15 protein-coding genes are annotated in these 17,166 nt (G+C 50.7%); 8 read left to right on the forward strand and 7 right to left on the reverse strand.

Annotation, left to right across the window (positions count from 1 at the left end; translation table 11 throughout):
* Together DEF47_RS09410 and DEF47_RS09415 are read left to right on the forward strand one after the other, a co-directional pair.
* Nucleotides 1-1,788: tetratricopeptide repeat protein (locus DEF47_RS09410; RefSeq protein ID WP_287045102.1), on the forward strand; the 1,788-nt coding region annotated here is incomplete at its 5' end.
* Between the two features lie 418 nt (nucleotides 1,789-2,206).
* The gene (locus tag DEF47_RS09415) at nucleotides 2,207-4,471 is read left to right on the forward strand and encodes a serine/threonine protein kinase (RefSeq protein ID WP_012191017.1); all 2,265 of its coding nucleotides are present in this window, start codon (nucleotides 2,207-2,209) and stop codon (nucleotides 4,469-4,471) included.
* 49 nt (nucleotides 4,472-4,520) lie between these two features.
* On the opposite strand, the gene DEF47_RS09420 is transcribed toward DEF47_RS09415, so the two are convergent.
* A complete protein-coding gene (locus tag DEF47_RS09420; protein WP_041304657.1) occupies nucleotides 4,521-5,870 on the reverse strand; it encodes a hypothetical protein in 1,350 nt (449 codons plus the stop codon).
* 75 nt (nucleotides 5,871-5,945) lie between these two features.
* On the opposite strand from DEF47_RS09420, the gene DEF47_RS09425 reads away from it, so the two are divergent.
* Nucleotides 5,946-6,512 carry a GNAT family N-acetyltransferase gene (locus tag DEF47_RS09425; protein ID WP_012191015.1) on the forward strand — a complete coding sequence of 189 codons (567 nt, stop codon included), beginning with the start codon at nucleotides 5,946-5,948 and terminating at the stop codon, nucleotides 6,510-6,512.
* 114 nt (nucleotides 6,513-6,626) lie between these two features.
* Nucleotides 6,627-7,235, forward strand: coding sequence for a trimeric intracellular cation channel family protein (locus DEF47_RS09430; protein ID WP_012191014.1), 609 nt, complete (start codon nucleotides 6,627-6,629; stop codon nucleotides 7,233-7,235).
* On the opposite strand, the gene DEF47_RS09435 is transcribed toward DEF47_RS09430, so the two are convergent.
* The 3 genes from DEF47_RS09435 to DEF47_RS09445 all read right to left on the reverse strand — a co-directional run bounded on the left by DEF47_RS09435 (nucleotide 7,224) and on the right by DEF47_RS09445 (nucleotide 8,939).
* Nucleotides 7,224-7,655: a hypothetical protein gene (locus DEF47_RS09435; protein WP_012191013.1), complete on the reverse strand. Its 432-nt coding sequence runs from the start codon at nucleotides 7,653-7,655 to the stop codon at nucleotides 7,224-7,226. The two genes, DEF47_RS09430 and DEF47_RS09435, sit on opposite strands and share 12 nt — an antisense overlap.
* The gene (locus DEF47_RS09440; RefSeq protein WP_012191012.1) at nucleotides 7,648-8,100 is read right to left on the reverse strand and encodes an Rv1443c family protein; all 453 of its coding nucleotides are present in this window, start codon (nucleotides 8,098-8,100) and stop codon (nucleotides 7,648-7,650) included. The genes DEF47_RS09435 and DEF47_RS09440 overlap by 8 nt, the downstream gene beginning before the upstream one ends.
* Nucleotides 8,101-8,489: 389 nt before the next feature.
* Nucleotides 8,490-8,939, reverse strand: coding sequence for a hypothetical protein (locus DEF47_RS09445; protein WP_012191011.1), 450 nt, complete (start codon nucleotides 8,937-8,939; stop codon nucleotides 8,490-8,492).
* A gap of 370 nt (nucleotides 8,940-9,309) precedes the next feature.
* On the opposite strand from DEF47_RS09445, the gene guaA reads away from it, so the two are divergent.
* The 4 genes from guaA (at nucleotide 9,310) to DEF47_RS09465 (ending at nucleotide 14,586) form a co-directional block, all read left to right on the forward strand.
* Nucleotides 9,310-10,854, forward strand: a complete 1,545-nt coding sequence (guaA, locus tag DEF47_RS09450; RefSeq protein ID WP_012191010.1) for a glutamine-hydrolyzing GMP synthase — start codon at nucleotides 9,310-9,312, stop codon at nucleotides 10,852-10,854.
* Nucleotides 10,855-10,922: 68 nt separating this feature from the next.
* The gene (locus tag DEF47_RS09455; RefSeq protein ID WP_012191009.1) at nucleotides 10,923-13,556 is read left to right on the forward strand and encodes a winged helix-turn-helix domain-containing protein; all 2,634 of its coding nucleotides are present in this window, start codon (nucleotides 10,923-10,925) and stop codon (nucleotides 13,554-13,556) included.
* A 61-nt stretch (nucleotides 13,557-13,617) separates the two neighbouring features.
* Nucleotides 13,618-14,226: a CobW family GTP-binding protein gene (locus DEF47_RS09460; protein ID WP_012191008.1), complete on the forward strand. Its 609-nt coding sequence runs from the start codon at nucleotides 13,618-13,620 to the stop codon at nucleotides 14,224-14,226.
* Nucleotides 14,227-14,238: 12 nt separating this feature from the next.
* Nucleotides 14,239-14,586 carry a hypothetical protein gene (locus tag DEF47_RS09465; protein ID WP_012191007.1) on the forward strand — a complete coding sequence of 116 codons (348 nt, stop codon included), beginning with the start codon at nucleotides 14,239-14,241 and terminating at the stop codon, nucleotides 14,584-14,586.
* Here the strand turns inward: DEF47_RS09465 and DEF47_RS09470 are convergent.
* The 3 genes from DEF47_RS09470 to DEF47_RS09480 form a co-directional block, all read right to left on the reverse strand.
* The gene (locus tag DEF47_RS09470; RefSeq protein ID WP_012191006.1) at nucleotides 14,578-15,105 is read right to left on the reverse strand and encodes a peptide deformylase; all 528 of its coding nucleotides are present in this window, start codon (nucleotides 15,103-15,105) and stop codon (nucleotides 14,578-14,580) included. The genes DEF47_RS09465 and DEF47_RS09470 overlap by 9 nt on opposite strands.
* Before the next feature lie 19 nt (nucleotides 15,106-15,124).
* On the reverse strand, nucleotides 15,125-15,406 hold the full coding sequence (locus DEF47_RS09475) for a hypothetical protein (protein WP_012191005.1): 282 nt from the start codon (nucleotides 15,404-15,406) through the stop codon (nucleotides 15,125-15,127).
* A partial coding sequence (locus tag DEF47_RS09480) for a tetratricopeptide repeat protein (protein WP_287045105.1) occupies nucleotides 15,406-17,166 on the reverse strand: 1,761 nt, incomplete at its 5' end. The genes DEF47_RS09475 and DEF47_RS09480, both read right to left, overlap by 1 nt.

The following is a 17,166-nucleotide window of genomic DNA, read 5'->3' on the forward strand; positions in this document are numbered from 1 at the left end:
CCAACCCAAATCTACACGCCACCGACCCCGAATCCGGTGGTGCAACAGGCTGCGCCAGCGGCCAAGCCGCCAGTTGATGCGACCCAAATCTATACGCCGCCGACCCCGAATCCGGTGGTGCAACAGGCTGCGCCAGCGGCCAAGCCGCCAGTTGATGCGACCCAGATTTATACGCCACCAGCGGCTAACCCACCGTTACGGCAAGCACCGATTACCCAGCCCAATCAACCCTTGCCAAGTGTCCAATCGCAGGCCAACCAGCCGTTGCCAGCTGCGCCAACCATGCCGCTGGATAACCAAAGTACAATGATGTACACGCCAACTGCAAGCGTGCCCAATCGGCCAATTCCAAGCCGAACCAACCAGCCAGTTGATAACGAAAGCACCGTGATGTATCCGGCCTATCCGCCGAATCAGCCACAAGCCTATCCACCGCCAGCAACTGGTAACCAAACCTATATGCCGCCGACTGGCAATCAGGCCTATCCACCAATGGCTGGGGCTTCGCAGCCAAACCAACAACTGCCCAAAAAAGGGCCAGCGCGGCCAATTAACGCCCAACGGATTGAACTGGCGCGACCTGCGGCTCCTGTTCAAGCAACTCAGGCGGCGGAAACTGACTATGCGCCTGTTCCACCGCCCTATGCCATGCCGCCAAAAGCATCGCCACTTGCCAAAGCCAAGGATTTCTTCCGTTCGCCAAAGGTTCTCGTGGCCTTAGGTAGCGCACTTTTAGCCTTGATTGTGATTGCATTTTTGAGCTTTGGCCAAGGTGAAGATGACCCAAATCTTGCTAGCGGCGCTACAGCTACCGCAGAAGTTGCGGTTGATGAGAGTACCCCAACGGTTGCGGCAACCAATGCGGCCACTCCAACTGTGGCCGAAACTGCCGATCCCCAAGAGGCCAAACGCTTAGAATATATCGTTGGGCAAGAAGCTTACGCTAAACAAGATTGGCCAAATGCAGCAGCGGCCTTTGACAAAGTGCTCGCCATCGATCCAGCCTATCTTGATTTGAGCAACATTGGCTCGGCAACTTACTACAATTGGGCGGTCAGCGAATTAACTGGCCCTGAAAACGTTGCAGAAAGCCTTGAAATTCTCAACAAAACCTTTGGTTTCAAGCCCGACCATCAACCAGGTGGCAACTTAGCCAAAGTGCTGAATTTCTATCGCAATGGCCAAACTGCCGCCGAACAACAAGATTGGCAAGCAGCGATTAATGGCTATAAAGAAGCCCAAACTGCTGGCAGCGGCGAGTTTGGCGAAATTATGGGTAAGCTACAAACGGTCAAGCAATTGTATGAAGCCTATCTTGGGCGCGGGCGCGAGCTAGAGGAGGCTGGTAACGAAACCGAAGCCAATGCAATCTATCGTGAAGCTGCCGCCCTCAAGGATCTGGACAACAGTTTAGATGTTGCAGCAGCTAATACAGGCATTGCGGCAACCCAACCAACTGCGGTGCCAGCGACCCCAACGAAGCCAGCACCACCAACGACTGCCCCGGTAGCTCAACGCTTGTACTTCCAAAAATATGCCGAAAACGCGGTTGATCCAACCTGTTTTGCGGTGCATATCCGTGGGGTTAACACGGGCGGCTGGTTTGTGACGGTCGATGGACTGGGCAATCGCGGCAATGTCGATGGCGCTGGCAACACCAACGTTTGCGGATTGTCCCCCAGCCAAGAAGTGACCTTCACGGTTTACAATGGCTCTGGGCAGGCTGTGCCAGGTGGCGGCGGCATCCCGACCCGTGGCGGCGATTTGATGACCGGCTATTGGCAATAAATATTTATACCATCTTTCGATAATCCATCCCGTAATTCCCCATATGCCACAGATCAAGCACATGGGGAATTATCTTTAACTCTCTACACCACACTTGATACCATGTTTTTCGGATTATAAAAATATCATCTTCCTTACCACTACCCATTTTGATACTTAAATAACTGAAAATATCTCCTCTCTATGCATCTATAAGTAATATAGCATTAGCATACAATGCTATGGAATCCTAGCAAAATTTATTTTCCCTTGCGAAGCAGCTTAAATAATGTGATAATAACTTGGTCATTTAGCCAAGTTTATAGATGCTTATCCTTTAAGTATTGAGCTTTTAGGCGCTGCAAAATAGCCCTAATTTAGAGTTTTAATGCTATTCTTTTGTGATGATTTCAATTGTTCAGACGGGTAAGGGGCGACAATGAATAATTCTGCACATCCTCAATTCAATCATCAACCAATGGGAATGTATGCCCAGCAGCAGTTTGGTGAATACCAAGTTCGGCATAAAATTGGCGCAGGTGGGATGGCCGAAGTCTATCAAGCGGATCATCCCTCGTTTCAAACAGTGGCATTAAAATTGTTAAACCCGCTGGCAATTAATGACCCCGATATGTTGCAACGCTTCTTTCAAGAGGCCAACACCGTCAGTCAATTACATCACCCACATATTGTGGCAATTTACGAAACTGCCCAGACATGGTATGCCCCGATTCAGCAGTGGATTCCCTTTATCGCCATGCAATATATTGATGGCGGCACATTAACTGAACGCTTGCAGCGCCAACCTAAGCAAGATTTAGCAGCAACATTGGATATGGGCAGACAAATTGGCTCAGCCTTAGACTATGCTCATGGCAAGCATTTTATTCACCGCGATATCAAACCAAGTAATATCTTATTTCGTGGCAACGGCGAGGCAGTGCTAGCCGATTTTGGGATTGCGCTTGCCCGCAATCAAGCGCGGATTACCAGAACAGGCGGGTTTGTTGGCACAATTGCCTATACTGCGCCTGAAGTGTTTGATGGAATTACGCCTGATGCCCGAGCAGATATTTATGCCTTAGGCTTGATTCTATACGAAGCCTTGGCGGGCAACCACCCCTATTGGCATGAAACTGATAGCCATGAGGGAGTGACGATTAGAAAAATTCAACATACCCCCTTGCCACCATTGCGTGAATTTGCTCAATTTGTCTCACCAGGCATCGCCGATGTAATCACACGCGCAGTTATGCGTGACCCGGATGAGCGTTTTGCATCGATGGCCGATTTTCTAGAGGCGCTTGAAAAAGCTCGCTTTCCTCGCTCGAATTCGCGAGCCAATGTGCCAGTTCCAAGCCATGCAACACTCATGCAAGCACCAAGCCGCCCAAATATGGGCTTCGGAAATTCAGCAACCAATGAACGTCATATCAAGACAGTCATCCAACCTGAGTTTAAACAACCCGCCCGCACTATGCCAAACGCTCAACCAATTGGCGCAGTCAACTCAAACGTTAATCAGCCGTTGCCCGCTAGTCCGAGCGCTAGCCCAACCTGGTATGGTCCGGCTAAACCGCCAGCATGGCAAAAACTTTTCGATGATAAGCGTTGGCAAGTTGCTGCTGGAGTTGTTGTTTTAGGGTTAATCTTCTGGCTGGGTAGTACATTTTTTGGTAATAATTCGGCCAATGCAGATGGTGATACTCCTAGTACTTCAGTGGCGATGGCCTCGACAGTGCCAGAGCCGCTAGCAACAGCAACCGTTTCAGTCCAAGCAATCGAAACCTCTACGCCAACGGTTGATCCACTAGAGACCAAACGGCTTGAATATGCGCTTGGACAAGAAGCCTATGATCGCCAAGATTGGCCGTTGGCAGCTCAAGCGTTTAATCGGGTATGGGAGCTTGAACCAACTTATTTAGAACTTGAAAGTATTGGTTCAGCAACCTATTTTAATTGGGCCTTGGGGGCACTAAACAGCCCTGAAGCTGTTGCAATCAGCCAACAATATTTGGCTGAAGCCTTTCGCTTTGATCCGAATCATGCATTGGCCAAACGCCTCAACAATCTGCTCAACAGCTACCAAGCTGGTCAACAGGCATTAAGTGATGGAAAAACGGAAGCCTCAATTGAGCAGCTGCGCCAAACCTTGGAACAAATTAATTCGGCGCAAGAATTTAATGGCCTGCGATCAGAATTAGGCGTGATTGAAAAACTGTATCAAGCCTATCTACTGGAGGCTCGAACTGCGGTCGAAGCCCGCGATTTAGCAGCTGCTCGTGAGGCTTATCGTCAGGCGATTGAATTGAAAGATCAGGATGTTAATCTTGATGTAAGTGAAGCTCAAGCTGGGTTACGGGCAATTTCACCAACGCCAACACCTGTCCCAACCGCCAGACCACAACCTACGGTTGCTCGGACACCAGAACGTCTATATTTTCAAAAATATGCTGAAAATGCGGTTGACCCAACCTGTTTTGCAGTGCATGTTCGTGGGGCAAATACGGGTGGCTGGTTTGTGACGGTCGATGGTTTAGGCAATCGTGGCAACCTCGATGGCGCTGGCAATACGAATGTCTGTGGGCTGATTGCTAGTCAACAAGTGACGTTTACGGTCTACAATGGCTCTGGGCAGGCAGTTCTTGGCGGCAGCGGGATTCCGACCCGTGGCGGCGATTTGATGATCGGCTATTGGCAATAAGCAATCTGTTGCAACGAGCTGCGATTTTCTGATCGCGGCTCGTTGTTATTTAACGAGCATTCAATTGAGTTTGTGCCAAGCGTTGCACATAGCAATTTCCGTCATTGGTCAATTGCTCAAGCACATTGCTTGGGCAACTCGGGTTTTCGGCTAAAGCTGCTCGCCCCAACCACCACGGGGAGCGAGCGCCCTTCGCCAAATGCTCAATTGGGGTCGCGGGGTTTCCCAATGCCAGCATATGCAGCCAGGGATCGAGCGCATACAGGGCTTCGATTAGTGCTCGCTGGCGGGCATGATCAAGTATTTCAGCTGAGGCCTGCGGGTTTTGCCCAACCGTTTGACGTACCAACGAGGCTTGATCTTGGGCCAGCAACTCTAGAATTTCGGAAGTTGCGACTGGATTGAGGGCTGCTGCCACACGAATTGGCACTGCCGACCACGTGTAATCACGCGCTAGTGTCAGCAGTAATTTTGGGCTAATGTTGGGATTCCGCGCTAGTGCCGCTCGCACATGCTGCGAATCATCAAGCTCCAGTAGTTGATGAACAGTCCGCGGAGTTGCCGGATTTTGGGCCACTAGCAGTCGAATGCTAAGATCGTCGTCTTCAGCCAAAATTGCCAAGCCCTTAATATCATTGGAATGCGCTACTTGAATTCGTTCGGCCAACGGAGATTCGAGCAATCGTGGATAGTTTGGGGTAAAGTTAAGCGTTTGTGGCTCAATCACAGGCTGTGGCGTAGCTGGCGCTCGATTAAATAAGGCTTGATGCTGCTCGGCTGGTGATTGGCGTAGCCAGCTCAACATCGGCTGATTAATCGCATTCAAGCCAATTAATTCTTGCAGTAATGTTGTTGCTGTGGCATCGGGCAAGGCCACTTGCTCTCTGTAATGCTGATAGTCGGCATACCAATCGGCATCAAGCTGAGGATTTGAAGCACTATGCAGGTGCACGGTTTGAGCAATTTCAGGGCTAATGCTTTGAATCGACGCTAAAATAACTTGGGGAATAGCTGGATAGCTTAAAAACTGCATACAGCGTAGTGGTTCCATACGCTTAAACAACGCAGGATCGTGTTGCAACCATATGGGCAATGCCGGATTGGCAAAAAATGCAGCTGGCACATCGGCGGCAAATTCTAAAGCCAGCATTGGCGGAAGATTGGGGTTGGCAATCAAGGCTTCGAGTAGCGGCGAGGTTCGGCGTTCTAAGATAACTGCCAGTGGGCCTTGCGGTGCTTGGCTCTTGAGGTAAGCGAAACTCGTGCTAGGCTGAGCCGAATCAGCGCCTTGTTGGAGTTTAAGCCACTCGGTAAGCGCAATTAATTGTTGTGGGTCGGTTTGGGGGTTGCGGGCAAGGCTGAGCATGGCGGCTTGATCAACTTGGTTCAGATCGAGCATGTTCATTCCTCTCACCCCAAAATTGCTGATACCGTGCTACAATCAGCGCTGCTTAATTACACTGGAGTATACCCCATGTTTAGCTCAAATCGTTTGACCCTGCGGTCAGTTGGTCAAGAAGATCTGCCGATTTTTCATCAGTGGTGGGGTGACCCAGAAATTATGGCTCTGCAAACCGATGGCGATATTCGGTTGCGCCATGAAACCACCAATGTGATGATGTTTGACCATTGGTTTCGCGATGGTGGCAGCGATGTGGGCTTCTCGATTGAACTCAGCGAGACTGGCCAGTTGATTGGCTTTACCAATGTTTGGGGGGCGCAATTAAAAAATCGCTCAGCCGAATTGGGGATTATGCTCGATAAAGATTTTTGGAACTGCGGCTATGGCACCGAAGCGATGCATGTAATTGTGCGTTATGTTTTTGCTGAGCTGAATTTTCACCGTTTGCAATTGACGGTGCGCGATTACAACCAACGGGCGCAGCGCGTCTATAGCAAAGTTGGCTTTCAAGTCACTGGGCGTTTGCGCCAGATCAATTTTCGCAATGGCCGTTGGCACGATGATCTAGTGATGGATTTGTTGCAGGATGAATATTTAGCCGCCCATGGAGCCTACCCGTCTAGCCCAACTATGCCCTAAATAGCTATAGACCGATCGTAACTTCATGGTATAGTGATAGACAATCGCGACATGAACCGCGCCCGATGTTTTCGGCGCGGTTTTGTATTAACTTAAATCAACGTAGAGGTTGTTGTGCAAACGCTACTCTCAATTATTGAAATTTGTGCCACGATTGCCTTTGCCATTTCGGGCATTATTACTGCTCGCCGCCGTTCGTTCGATTTAATTGGCGTGTACACGGTGGCTTTTGTGACGACGTTTGGTGGCGGAACGGTGCGCGATATTTTGCTTGATCGCCGCCCGTTTTATTGGGTACAACAGCCGATTTATCCAATGTTGATGCTTGGTTTGGCGATCGGCTCGTTTTTTGTAGCCAAGGCCGATTGGGTCGCCTTGACCGAAAAGGCGATTATGATCCCCGATGCGTTTGGTTTGGGTTTGTTTACGGCAGTTGGGGTGGCCTATGGCTTAGAGGCTTCGATGCCAGTCTTTATCGCGGCCTTGATGGGTGTTATCACCGCTTCAGTTGGCGGTATGTTGCGCGATATTTTGTGCAATGAAATTCCGCTGGTGTTTCAGCGCAGCACCCAATTGTATGTTACTTGTGCTTTTGTTGGAGCCTGCGGGTATCTCTTATGTACCTATCTCGGCTTTGATGCCTTAGCAGTTTTAGTTTGTACTGGAATTACTGCGGCGATGCGTTTGGGTGCGGTGCGCTACGATTGGACGCTACCGATCTAGCCGTTGCAAGGCTGCCAGCGCACTATCGTTGATCATCGTGCGATAGGAACCTTCGGCCAATGCAGCCAAACTGGTCAAACACGCTTGATACTGCTCCAAGGCTTGGTCGAGTTGGGCATTTTGCTCATACGACCAAGCCAAATTTAAATACAGCGAAGGCAGAAATTCGCTGATTGCGCTTGATTCCACCAATTTAGCCTCTTCAAGGGCGATTTGATTCCATTCGAGCATCGTGGCAAGTGGTTGATGCCGTGCACAATAATGGGCCGCGATACAACGATCTAACGCTGTTTGAGCAACAGCCCAAGCTTGTTGATAAGCCGCCTGGGCTGCCCCAATTCGATCGTGCATTTCGGCTTGGGTTCCCGTGATGCACAATTGCACTACCAGATTGGTTTGATCGAGCAGTGGATTACTCATAGCGAAAATGCCTTGCTGCCAAGCGCCGCCAACGGCGCTGACGATGCCGATAAAACACCTGGGCAAACAGCCAAATGAATGGAGTGAGCCAGCCCGCCTCAACCACCACATGATCCCGATAGCGGGTGCTTGTGCCTTCAACAGCGACCTCGATCGTGTGATCCCAGCGCTTGATGAGCGGGCTATGGCCATTATCGCGTAAAGTAAAGGGGTGTTGCTGGGGGTGCGAGATCACAATCGCCTGCTTGCCAATCGGAATCAGCCCAAACAAGCGCAATTCGACCCAATAGGTGCCATCGCGCCAAATATCGGGCAGTTGGTTGGGTTGTTTGGGCACAAAGGTCACCAAAGGCTTAGCGACATACTCCAAGAGACGCGAGGTTGTTACATGCTCAATTGCGGTGCTGGCGGCACAATCCAAGCGCGTCGAGAGATCAACAATCATCACAGCAGCCCTTTCTAGATCAGCCCCATTGCTGATATTGCTCTACCTTACAACCTTGATTGCTGCTCGGCAAGCCCAAATTGGCTCAATATTTTAGAAATGTTCAACAATTCTCCACAACTTTTTCATAAGCAATTGCTACAGTTAACCTAAGCAAGCCCAAAGCGCCGGTGGATGTTGCAAAAAACCTGATTTGGGCTTGCGCAACGATTGAACTCAGCTGAAAGAGTTGTGTATGTTGTATCCAGTGCTATTTAGCTGGCCATGGAGCCGTAATTTCGTCCAACAACTGCGTCGAATCTACTATTTTTCCGAGCCTCAATAACATTCAGATTAAACCAAATGCGGAGAGCCAAAGCTCCCCGCTGCATAATACGTTATCTGCAAGTTTACAATTTAAGCGCTTCGGCGACATCATTGACTAAAATCGTATATTCACCTGGCTTTAGCTCGCCCTCGATTTGAATAATTGTGCTAAATGGCGAGATCTGTTGGTTGCACATGGCATCTTTAGGGCGAATTGTTGTGACTTCAATTTTGATGGTGTTGCCGTCGATCGATTGTTTGGCTTCGTGGAAAGAAGTACAACCATCGTTGAGCATGCCGTTAATTTCAACCGATACTTGGGGCGGCATTGATTCTTTAACCGAAACTGCAACACTTTCGATCATCATTGGGTTAATCTCGCTTTGCGCAAGATCAGGGGTGGGGTAGGCTGCGCTATCGGTAGTGGGAGTTGCAGCAACGGTGGCCGTAGGAACGGTGGTTGGTGTGCTTTCTGCGGTGCCGCATGCTGCTAAAACGGAGGTCAAAACGAGCAGCAAAAATCCCTTACGCATTCGGTAAAACTCCTTTAATCAGGCTGGCCTTGTGCCAACGTGCTTACTAGATTCAACGTTAGCATAGCAGATTTTGTTCCTGCCTCTGTCGATCCACGAAGCACACGAAGGTTATTTTAGCCACGAATTCCACGAATGATCTTTTCTTCCCAAACCCGTATGTTCATCCCTCATCCCTCATCCCTCAGATCTCTGCGCCTCTGCTTTAAAAGCTGACCCCTGAATCCTCACCACTGTGCCCTGACCCCCCAGCAACCGATCCCCGATCCCCAACTCCTATGTTCTATGTTCTGCGTTCCTATGTTAAACTAGCCCCATCGTATGCTCAACCAAAATAACAACGCCGTTGTTGTGCCAAACTGAGGAAACAATGACACAGAATGAAGCAATTGTGGTGCTTGATTATGGCTCACAATATAGTCAATTGATTGTGCGGCGGGTTCGTGAAGCGGGCGTTTATAGCGAGTTAGTGCGGTTCGATGCCGACGAGGCCACGGTTGCTGCGCTCAACCCCAAAGGCATCATTCTTTCGGGTGGGCCGAATAGCGTCTATGCCGAGGGTGCGCCGCAACTGCCAGCATGGGTTTTGGCCAGCAACCTGCCTGTGTTGGGCATTTGCTATGGTTTGCAATTGCAGGCCCATCATTTGGGTGGCAAAGTCGAGCCTTCCAACGACCGCGAATTTGGCCATGCCGTGATTACCATTACCGCTGAATCGCCACTCTTAGCCGATATTCCGACCGAACATTCGGTGTGGATGAGCCACGGCGATCGCTTGGAAACCCTGCCTGCTGGCTGGCATCCAATCGCGATCAGCCCCAACTCGCCCTATGCCGCTGCTGCCGATGAAGATCGACGCTGGTATGGCTTGCAATTTCACCCTGAGGTCGTGCACTCACCCTATGGCAAGCAAGTGCTGCACAATTTTCTCTACCGCATTTGCGCATGTGCTGGCAGTTGGCAGCCTAGCCACTTTATCCAAGAGGCGGTTGAGCGAATTCAGCAGCAAGCGCCCAGCGGCCAAGTGATTTGTGCGCTCAGCGGTGGAGTTGATTCGGCGGTAGCAGCGTTGTTGGCCCACCAAGCCATTGTCGAACGCTTGACCTGTATTTTTGTCGATAACGGTTTGTTGCGCCGCGGCGAGGCCGAGCAAGTTTCACGCACCTTCCGCGATCACTTCCAAATCGAATTGATTACGGTTGATGCCGCTGAAGAATTTTTGGCAGCACTGGCAGGCGTGACCGATCCTGAGCAAAAACGCAAGATCATCGGCGAAAAATTTATTCGCATTTTCGAGCGCGAAGCCCGTAACCTCGATGACGCGGCCTATTTGGTACAAGGCACGCTCTATCCCGATGTGATCGAATCGACAGCGCCAGATCGCAATGTGGCAGTCAAGATCAAAACCCATCATAATGTTGGCGGCTTGCCCGATGATATGAAACTCAAGGTGATCGAGCCATTACGCATGCTGTTTAAGGATGAAGTGCGGGCAGCCGGTTTGGCCTTGGGTTTGCCCGAAGATTGGGTCTGGCGACATCCCTTCCCTGGGCCAGGTTTAGCGGTGCGGTTGCTGGGCGCAATCAGCTTTGAGCGCTTAGAAACCTTGCGCCATGCCGATGCAATTTTCCTTGAAGAATTGCGGGCAGCAGGCTTGTATCGCGCGACGCAGCAGGCCTTTGCGGTGTTGTTGCCAGTGCAAAGTGTCGGCGTGATGGGTGATTATCGCACCTATGCCGATACCATTGCGATTCGTGCGGTGAGCACCGAAGATTTTATGACCGCCGATTGGGCTCGCTTGCCCTATGAATTGTTGGCCAAAGTCTCCAGCCGCATTGTCAACGAGGTGACGGGAGTTAATCGGGTGGTGTATGATATTTCATCAAAACCACCAGCCACAATCGAATGGGAATAATCTAAAAGCCCAGTCATCCTAGCAGCAACATCGGCCACCAAAATGGCCGATGTTGCAAAAAGAGCACTATGAGCGATTTGCATCAATTAGTTTTATTAACCAAGTTGGCGGCTCCCCAGATTCCCAGTACGTTGGTTGAGCGCCAGCATGTGCTTGAACGCTTGACCTGTCGTGGGCGAGTGAGCTTAATTACCGCCAGTGCAGGCAGTGGCAAAACCACCTTGCTTAGTAGCTTGGCTAATGCTCGTCAGCGGGTGGCTTGGCTCACCCTCGATAGCAACGATAATGATGCAATTCGCTTTGCTCGCTATTTAATTGTGGCCCTGCAAACGCTAGAGCCAACGCTTGGCCGCAATGCCATGGCGCTGTTGAATGGTTTACAACAACCAGCGATTGAAGCCGTTTTAACTTTATTGATCAACGAAATTAGTGTGGCCCAGCCAGCCCCAATGCTGCTGGTGCTCGATGATTATCATTGGATTGATGCTCAGGTTGTGCATCGTGCCTTGGCTTGGCTGATCGATCAATTGCCTGCCCAACTCCACCTGATTATTGCTAGTCGTAATGTGCCGCCATTGCCCTTGGGTCGTTGGCGCGGCAAAGGTTATTTGACTGAGCTTGATGCCAGCGTGCTGCAATTCAATTCAGCTGAAACCGCCCAATTATTAGCGCAAACCCTTGGCGATTTGCCTGATCAAAGCACAATCGATTGGCTGACTGAACGCACCGAGGGCTGGGTCGCTGGCATTCAATTAGCCGCACTTTCGGCGAAAGATCGGGCCAATGTGCAGCAAATATTGAGCGGATTTAGCGGTAGCCATCGTTATATTTTCGATTATTTGGCCGAAGAAGTGCTTGATCAGCTTGATCCAGCAACGCTTGAATTTCTGCTAGCTACCAGTGTTGCCGAGCGCCTGACCGGAGCTTTATGTGACCAACTGCTGGATTGGCAGCCAGGCACTGGGGCACAGATGTTGGCGCAATTAGCTGATGCTCAGCTCTTTTTGGTGGCACTTGATGATGAGCGACGCTGGTATCGCTATCACCATTTGTTTGCTGAATTTTTGCGTTTTCGGCTCCAGCAGCTTGATCCACAAGCTCCTGCCGAATTTTTGCAACGTGCCAGCGCTTGGCATGCTGCCAACAACGATCTAAACAGTGCAATCAACTATAGCCTTGCGGCCAACGATCATCAACAAGCCGCCAACTTGATTGCTCAGTTTGGCCGTGATGCCTTGATGCGTGGCGAAGCTTTGAGCGTGCGCAGTTGGCTGGCGCGGTTGCCAGCGATTCAGCTGAGCCAATCGAGCCATTTGGCCTTGATTGCTGCTTGGTCGCAATTATTGACGGTCGATATTTTAGGGATTGAAGAACATCTCCAACAGGCTCGTGCCCATCTCGAAGCCTTGCCCCAAGCTGAACAAGCGCGGGCCAACGCCGAAATTGCCACAATCGAGGCGGTGCTGTTACGCTTTGGCGATAATATTGAGCATTCGATGCAGCATTCACAGGCAGCGCTTGAACTGGTTGAACATGACGATTTGGTATTGCGCGGGATTTTATTGGGCAATTTGACCGTATCGGCTCGGCTGACTGGCAACTTAACCATTGCTGTGGCCGCTGCGAGCGATGCAGTTGCGATCAATCAGCGTAGCGGCAACACCTTTGCTATGCTCTTGGCGATAGCCGATCTTGGCCAAATTCAGGCCCAACAAGGCCATTTACGCAAAGCTGCCGCGACCTATCGGCGGGGCATCGAGCTAGCCAGCGAACGTGGTTGGCATCAAGTGCCAGCCTTAGGCTTGATTCACGTTGGCTTGGGCGAAGTTTGCTACGAATGGAATCAGCTTGAGGAAGCCCAAATTCATGCTGAACAAGCGATTGCCATTGCTCAAATTAATGGCTATTTGGATATTGCCACCGATGGCTACCGTTTGCGGGCGCGGGTTGAGCATGCCAACAACGAGCGGCGCAGCAGCCAAGCCTCGACTGAGCAAGCCTTGCATTTTGCCCAGCGCAACAATGTTGGGCGCTTTATCAACGAAGTTCAAGCCTCGCAAGCGCGGATGGCCTTGATTTTGGGCGATGTAGCGACAGTGCGGCGCTGGGCGCAGACCGTGCAAAAAACGACATGGCAATGGCAGCAGGTCAGCGCGGCCAATACCTACGCCCGCTGGTTGATTGCCAATAACGAGCCAGCCCAAGCCTTGCAACTAGCTCAGCCATTGCTTGAACAAACGCTCAAATTTGGGGGCAATCGGCTTGAATGGCTGCTGACCTTGGCTCTCGCTTATGCCGCTCAACATAATCTCAAACCAGCCCAAACCCAGCTAGAGCAAGCCTTGGCGATCAGCGAGCAAGAAGGAGCTTTGCGCACGTTTATTGATGCTGGCGCTGGCTTGGCCCAATTACTGCGTGAAGGCACAAGCTATGCTGCGCAACGGGCGGCGATTGTGGCGGCCATGCTGCAACAAAGTAGCACGTCCAGCGCTGCTCAAAGCCTTAACGAACCACTCAGCGAACGCGAAATCGAAGTACTAAAATTATTGGCTTTAGGCCATAGCAATGCTGAAATTGCCGAGCGCTTGGTGATTGCGATTGGCACGGTTAAACGCCATGTCAACAATTTGTTGGGCAAACTGAATGCCCGCAGCCGTACCGAAGCCGTAGCCATCGCCCGCGATGAAGGCTTGCTGCATTAGCCGACGCTGATTAAACATCTGGCATATAATACAATTGATGGATTAATCGGAGGGCTTGGCGATGCGAGCGGCAGTATTAACCGGATTTTTGGGAACTGGCAAGACGACCTTGTTGTTGGCGGTTGCCAATGCCTTGGCCGACCGTGGCGAGTACGTGGCAATTATTGAAAACGAGCGTGGCAGCGTCGGCATCGATGGGCGCTATTTGCAATCGCAGGGCATGACCGTGCGCGAGCTGCGTGCTGGCTGCGTTTGTTGCGATTTGGCCTTGCCCTTGCAAATTACCGTGCAACGCTTGAGCGAACATTATGAGCCAGATTGGCTGCTGCTCGAAGCTAGCGGCATTGCTAAACCCGAATTGCTCAAAGCCAGTTTGCAACACCCGATGATTAGCCAGATCAATTGGCGCTTTATTGCGTTGGTCGATCCGGTGCGCTTTGGCAAAATGTGGCACGATAGTTATGGCTTGGGCCAATTATTGCGCGGCCAAATTAACATCGCCGATGTGATTGTGCTGCCCAAAAGCGATTTAGTAGAGCCAAGCGTGCTTGAGCATGTCGCCGCCGAGATTCGCAGTTTACGCCCCGATGTGCCAGTGATTCCATTTACCGCTGATGATCCTGCGGCCACAACGTTGATGGTGCGGGCATTTAGTGAGCCACTGCGCTAGAGGAGCCAAAGCATGCTAGAAATTGGCGCAGCAACTATTGTTGCTCAACTCGCAGTTTCGCCAACAACCTCAATTCAAGCGCTATTTGAGGCCGCCTTACAAGCTGCTGATGAGTGCATTTGCACCGCTGCGCCTGAGTGGTTGGGCCATTGTAAATTGCTGTTGGATACGGGCGATCAAGTTTGTTATGTTTCGCGAACTGAGGCCAATGGGCATAATTCGTGGAGCAACCCACCCAAACCCTTGAATGCTACGACCAACGCCGAGGTTACGATTTACATTGCGGTCTATGGAATCGACGATCGCCATGCGCAACTAGCGGCTCAAGCAGCCCAAACCATGCTCACAGTATTAATGTGATTCGCGTTCGCGGCTAATATAGCGTTTTTCATATTCTTGGGTGGTGCAGAGGCTGTGCAAATCAGGGCCACGATCAAGCCAAACAAAGCCATCAAGATGATCCATTTCGTGCTGAATAATGCGTGAGAGGCTGCCACTCGCTTCGATGCGTTGCTCCTCGCCCGCCAACGTATAGGCGACCACAGTTACACCAAGTGGGCGTTGCACCAAACCCCAAATGCCAGGAAAGCTAAAACATGATTCATAGCGTTCGTCTTCCTCGCGGCTCCAGCGCTCAAAACGCGGGTTGACTAGCACTAAATTGGTGTCGGGGGTATCAATCAAAATCAAGCGCTTGAGCACGCCAATTTGCGGTGCGGCAATACCTCGGCCATAGCCAATTCGTTGTCGCATATCGGCCAAGGTATCGCGCATGTCGTTCAAAATGCGGGCCACTTCGGGGCTGGTTGGGTCGGCAAATGGAGTTGCTGGCTGGCGTAACAACGGATTTCCAAGCTCGATCAGTGGTACAACCGCCATAACAGACTCCTTGATTCGGTTAAAAAAGTTTGAAACGGCTAAACGCCCAGCCTTGAAACAGTAATAAGCCCCCAACCACCGCAAACACCAAGGGATAGGCAATTTTGACAATATCCATGGCGATTACTACACCCGCCCAAACCAAAATAACCGCTCCGACGATCAGGCTCATTCGACCAAACAAACGGCGTAGATCGGTCACACGGCCTGTTTTGTTGGATAAAAAGGTGGTGGCTGCCGCCATCCAGATGATGCCGCAGCACATAAAGACTGCTGGAAGTGCCAGAATAATTGGTCGCATTACTTCATCTTATCCAAAATAGTTTGCAATTCGGATTGATCAACATAGGCCACTGATTCTAATCCATCTTGCAAAACTTGGCGAGCCTCGTCGATATCGCCTTTGGCTTGATAGCAATAGGCTTTGCCAATATAAGCATTTTTCAACGAGGGATTATAATCAAGCGCCGTGCTATATTGATCGATCGCTGCATCATAATCTTTGTTATTGTACAAGATATTGGCTTTGCCGAGGTAGGCCGTCGCATAATCAGGCTGGAGATTAATCGTTTGTTCGTAGAGCTTCAACGCTTCATCATAGTAGCGCGTGTCGTAGTAGGTATCGGCTAAGCCAGCAATTGCATTTGGGTATTCCGGGTCACGTTCCAAAGCCTTTTTAAAGGTTTCGATGGCTTTATCAGTATCTTTGGTGTCGTAGAGATAGACATAACCCAAATCGACATAGACCGATAGCCACGATGGAGCTTCGGCAATCGCCGCTTCATAATCGCGAATCGCTGCGGCATAATCGCTTTGGGGATCGCTGGAGTTGTTGCGACCCAGCCACCAGTTGGTCAATGCTCGTCCATTCAAGGCGTTGGGGTCACGCTGGTTACGCTCAAGCGCTAGATCGAAAAACTGCTGGGCTTCTTCATATTTACGCTCGTAAATTTGCGTCCAACCCTTGCCTGCAAAGGCCAAACCATAATTTGGGTCAAGCGCTAGGGCATCGTCGAATGATTGATAGGCTTTTTCAAAGCGCTGAGCTGCGGTTTCATCTTCGCCGAGGTGCAGGGCAACCCGCGCTTGTTCGGCGTAAAAATAGCCAATATTATTACGCAGCAACGGCAATTGCTCTTGCAAACCAATCGCCCGATTGAAATTATCAATCCCATCGACGACAAATTCTTTGCCAGCGCCAGCGTCGCGGCTGGTTTGATCTTGATAGGTGACCCATTGAACGTAGCCTTTGGCGCTGTAGGCCATAGCTTGCTCAAAGCGTGAACGATTGGTTGCCAGCTCGATTGCTTTATTGGTATCGGCCAAGGCATCGGCCAGCAACTCGCTATCACCTTGCTCGTTGCCGACATCAGCTCGTGCAGTAGCCCGCGCCATATAGGCCAAAGGATGATTCGCATCCAAACGGACGGCTTCTTCGGCTTCAGCCAAAGATTCATTAAATTGACGATTATCGGAATGCACTTGGCTGAGCCAAGCATGGGCACTGGCTTGGTTGGCATCAATCGCAATTGCTTGACGAATTGCTTGATCGGCATCAGGCGTTTGGCCACGCATCAGATAGGTAATGGCTAGTTTTTCGTGGGCCTCGAAGCTCTCATCATCAGCAGCGGTCGCTTCTTTGTAGAGATTAATTGCTTCGATCAAGCCGCCACGGCGTTCAAAGGCAGCATCGCCTTGAGCAATAATATCTTCGGCATCACTGCCAGAAGCCAAAATAACCCCAACCACAACTGCCACCAACAGCAAAACCCCTAGGCCAACCCAAATCGTCAATTTTTGCTTGTTGCGCAGAACTGAGGTAGCACCTGTATAGGCAACTGGACTGGGTTGGCTAATTGGCTGTTGGTTATATTGTGCTGGCTGGGCCGCATTTGGCATGATTGCTGGCCGAGTGGCTTGGGTATTGGCCGCGACATAGCCATCATAGGGCGATTGGCTATGGATCACCACTTGTTGATTGCTGGGATTGGTCGGTGGATAATTCGGCATTACCTGCTGATTGCTCACTGGCGTTGGCGGGTAATGCGGCGCAACCGCCTG

The organism is Herpetosiphon sp. (assembly GCF_003512625.1).
GTDB classification, from domain to species: Bacteria; Chloroflexota; Chloroflexia; order Chloroflexales; family Herpetosiphonaceae; genus Herpetosiphon; species Herpetosiphon aurantiacus.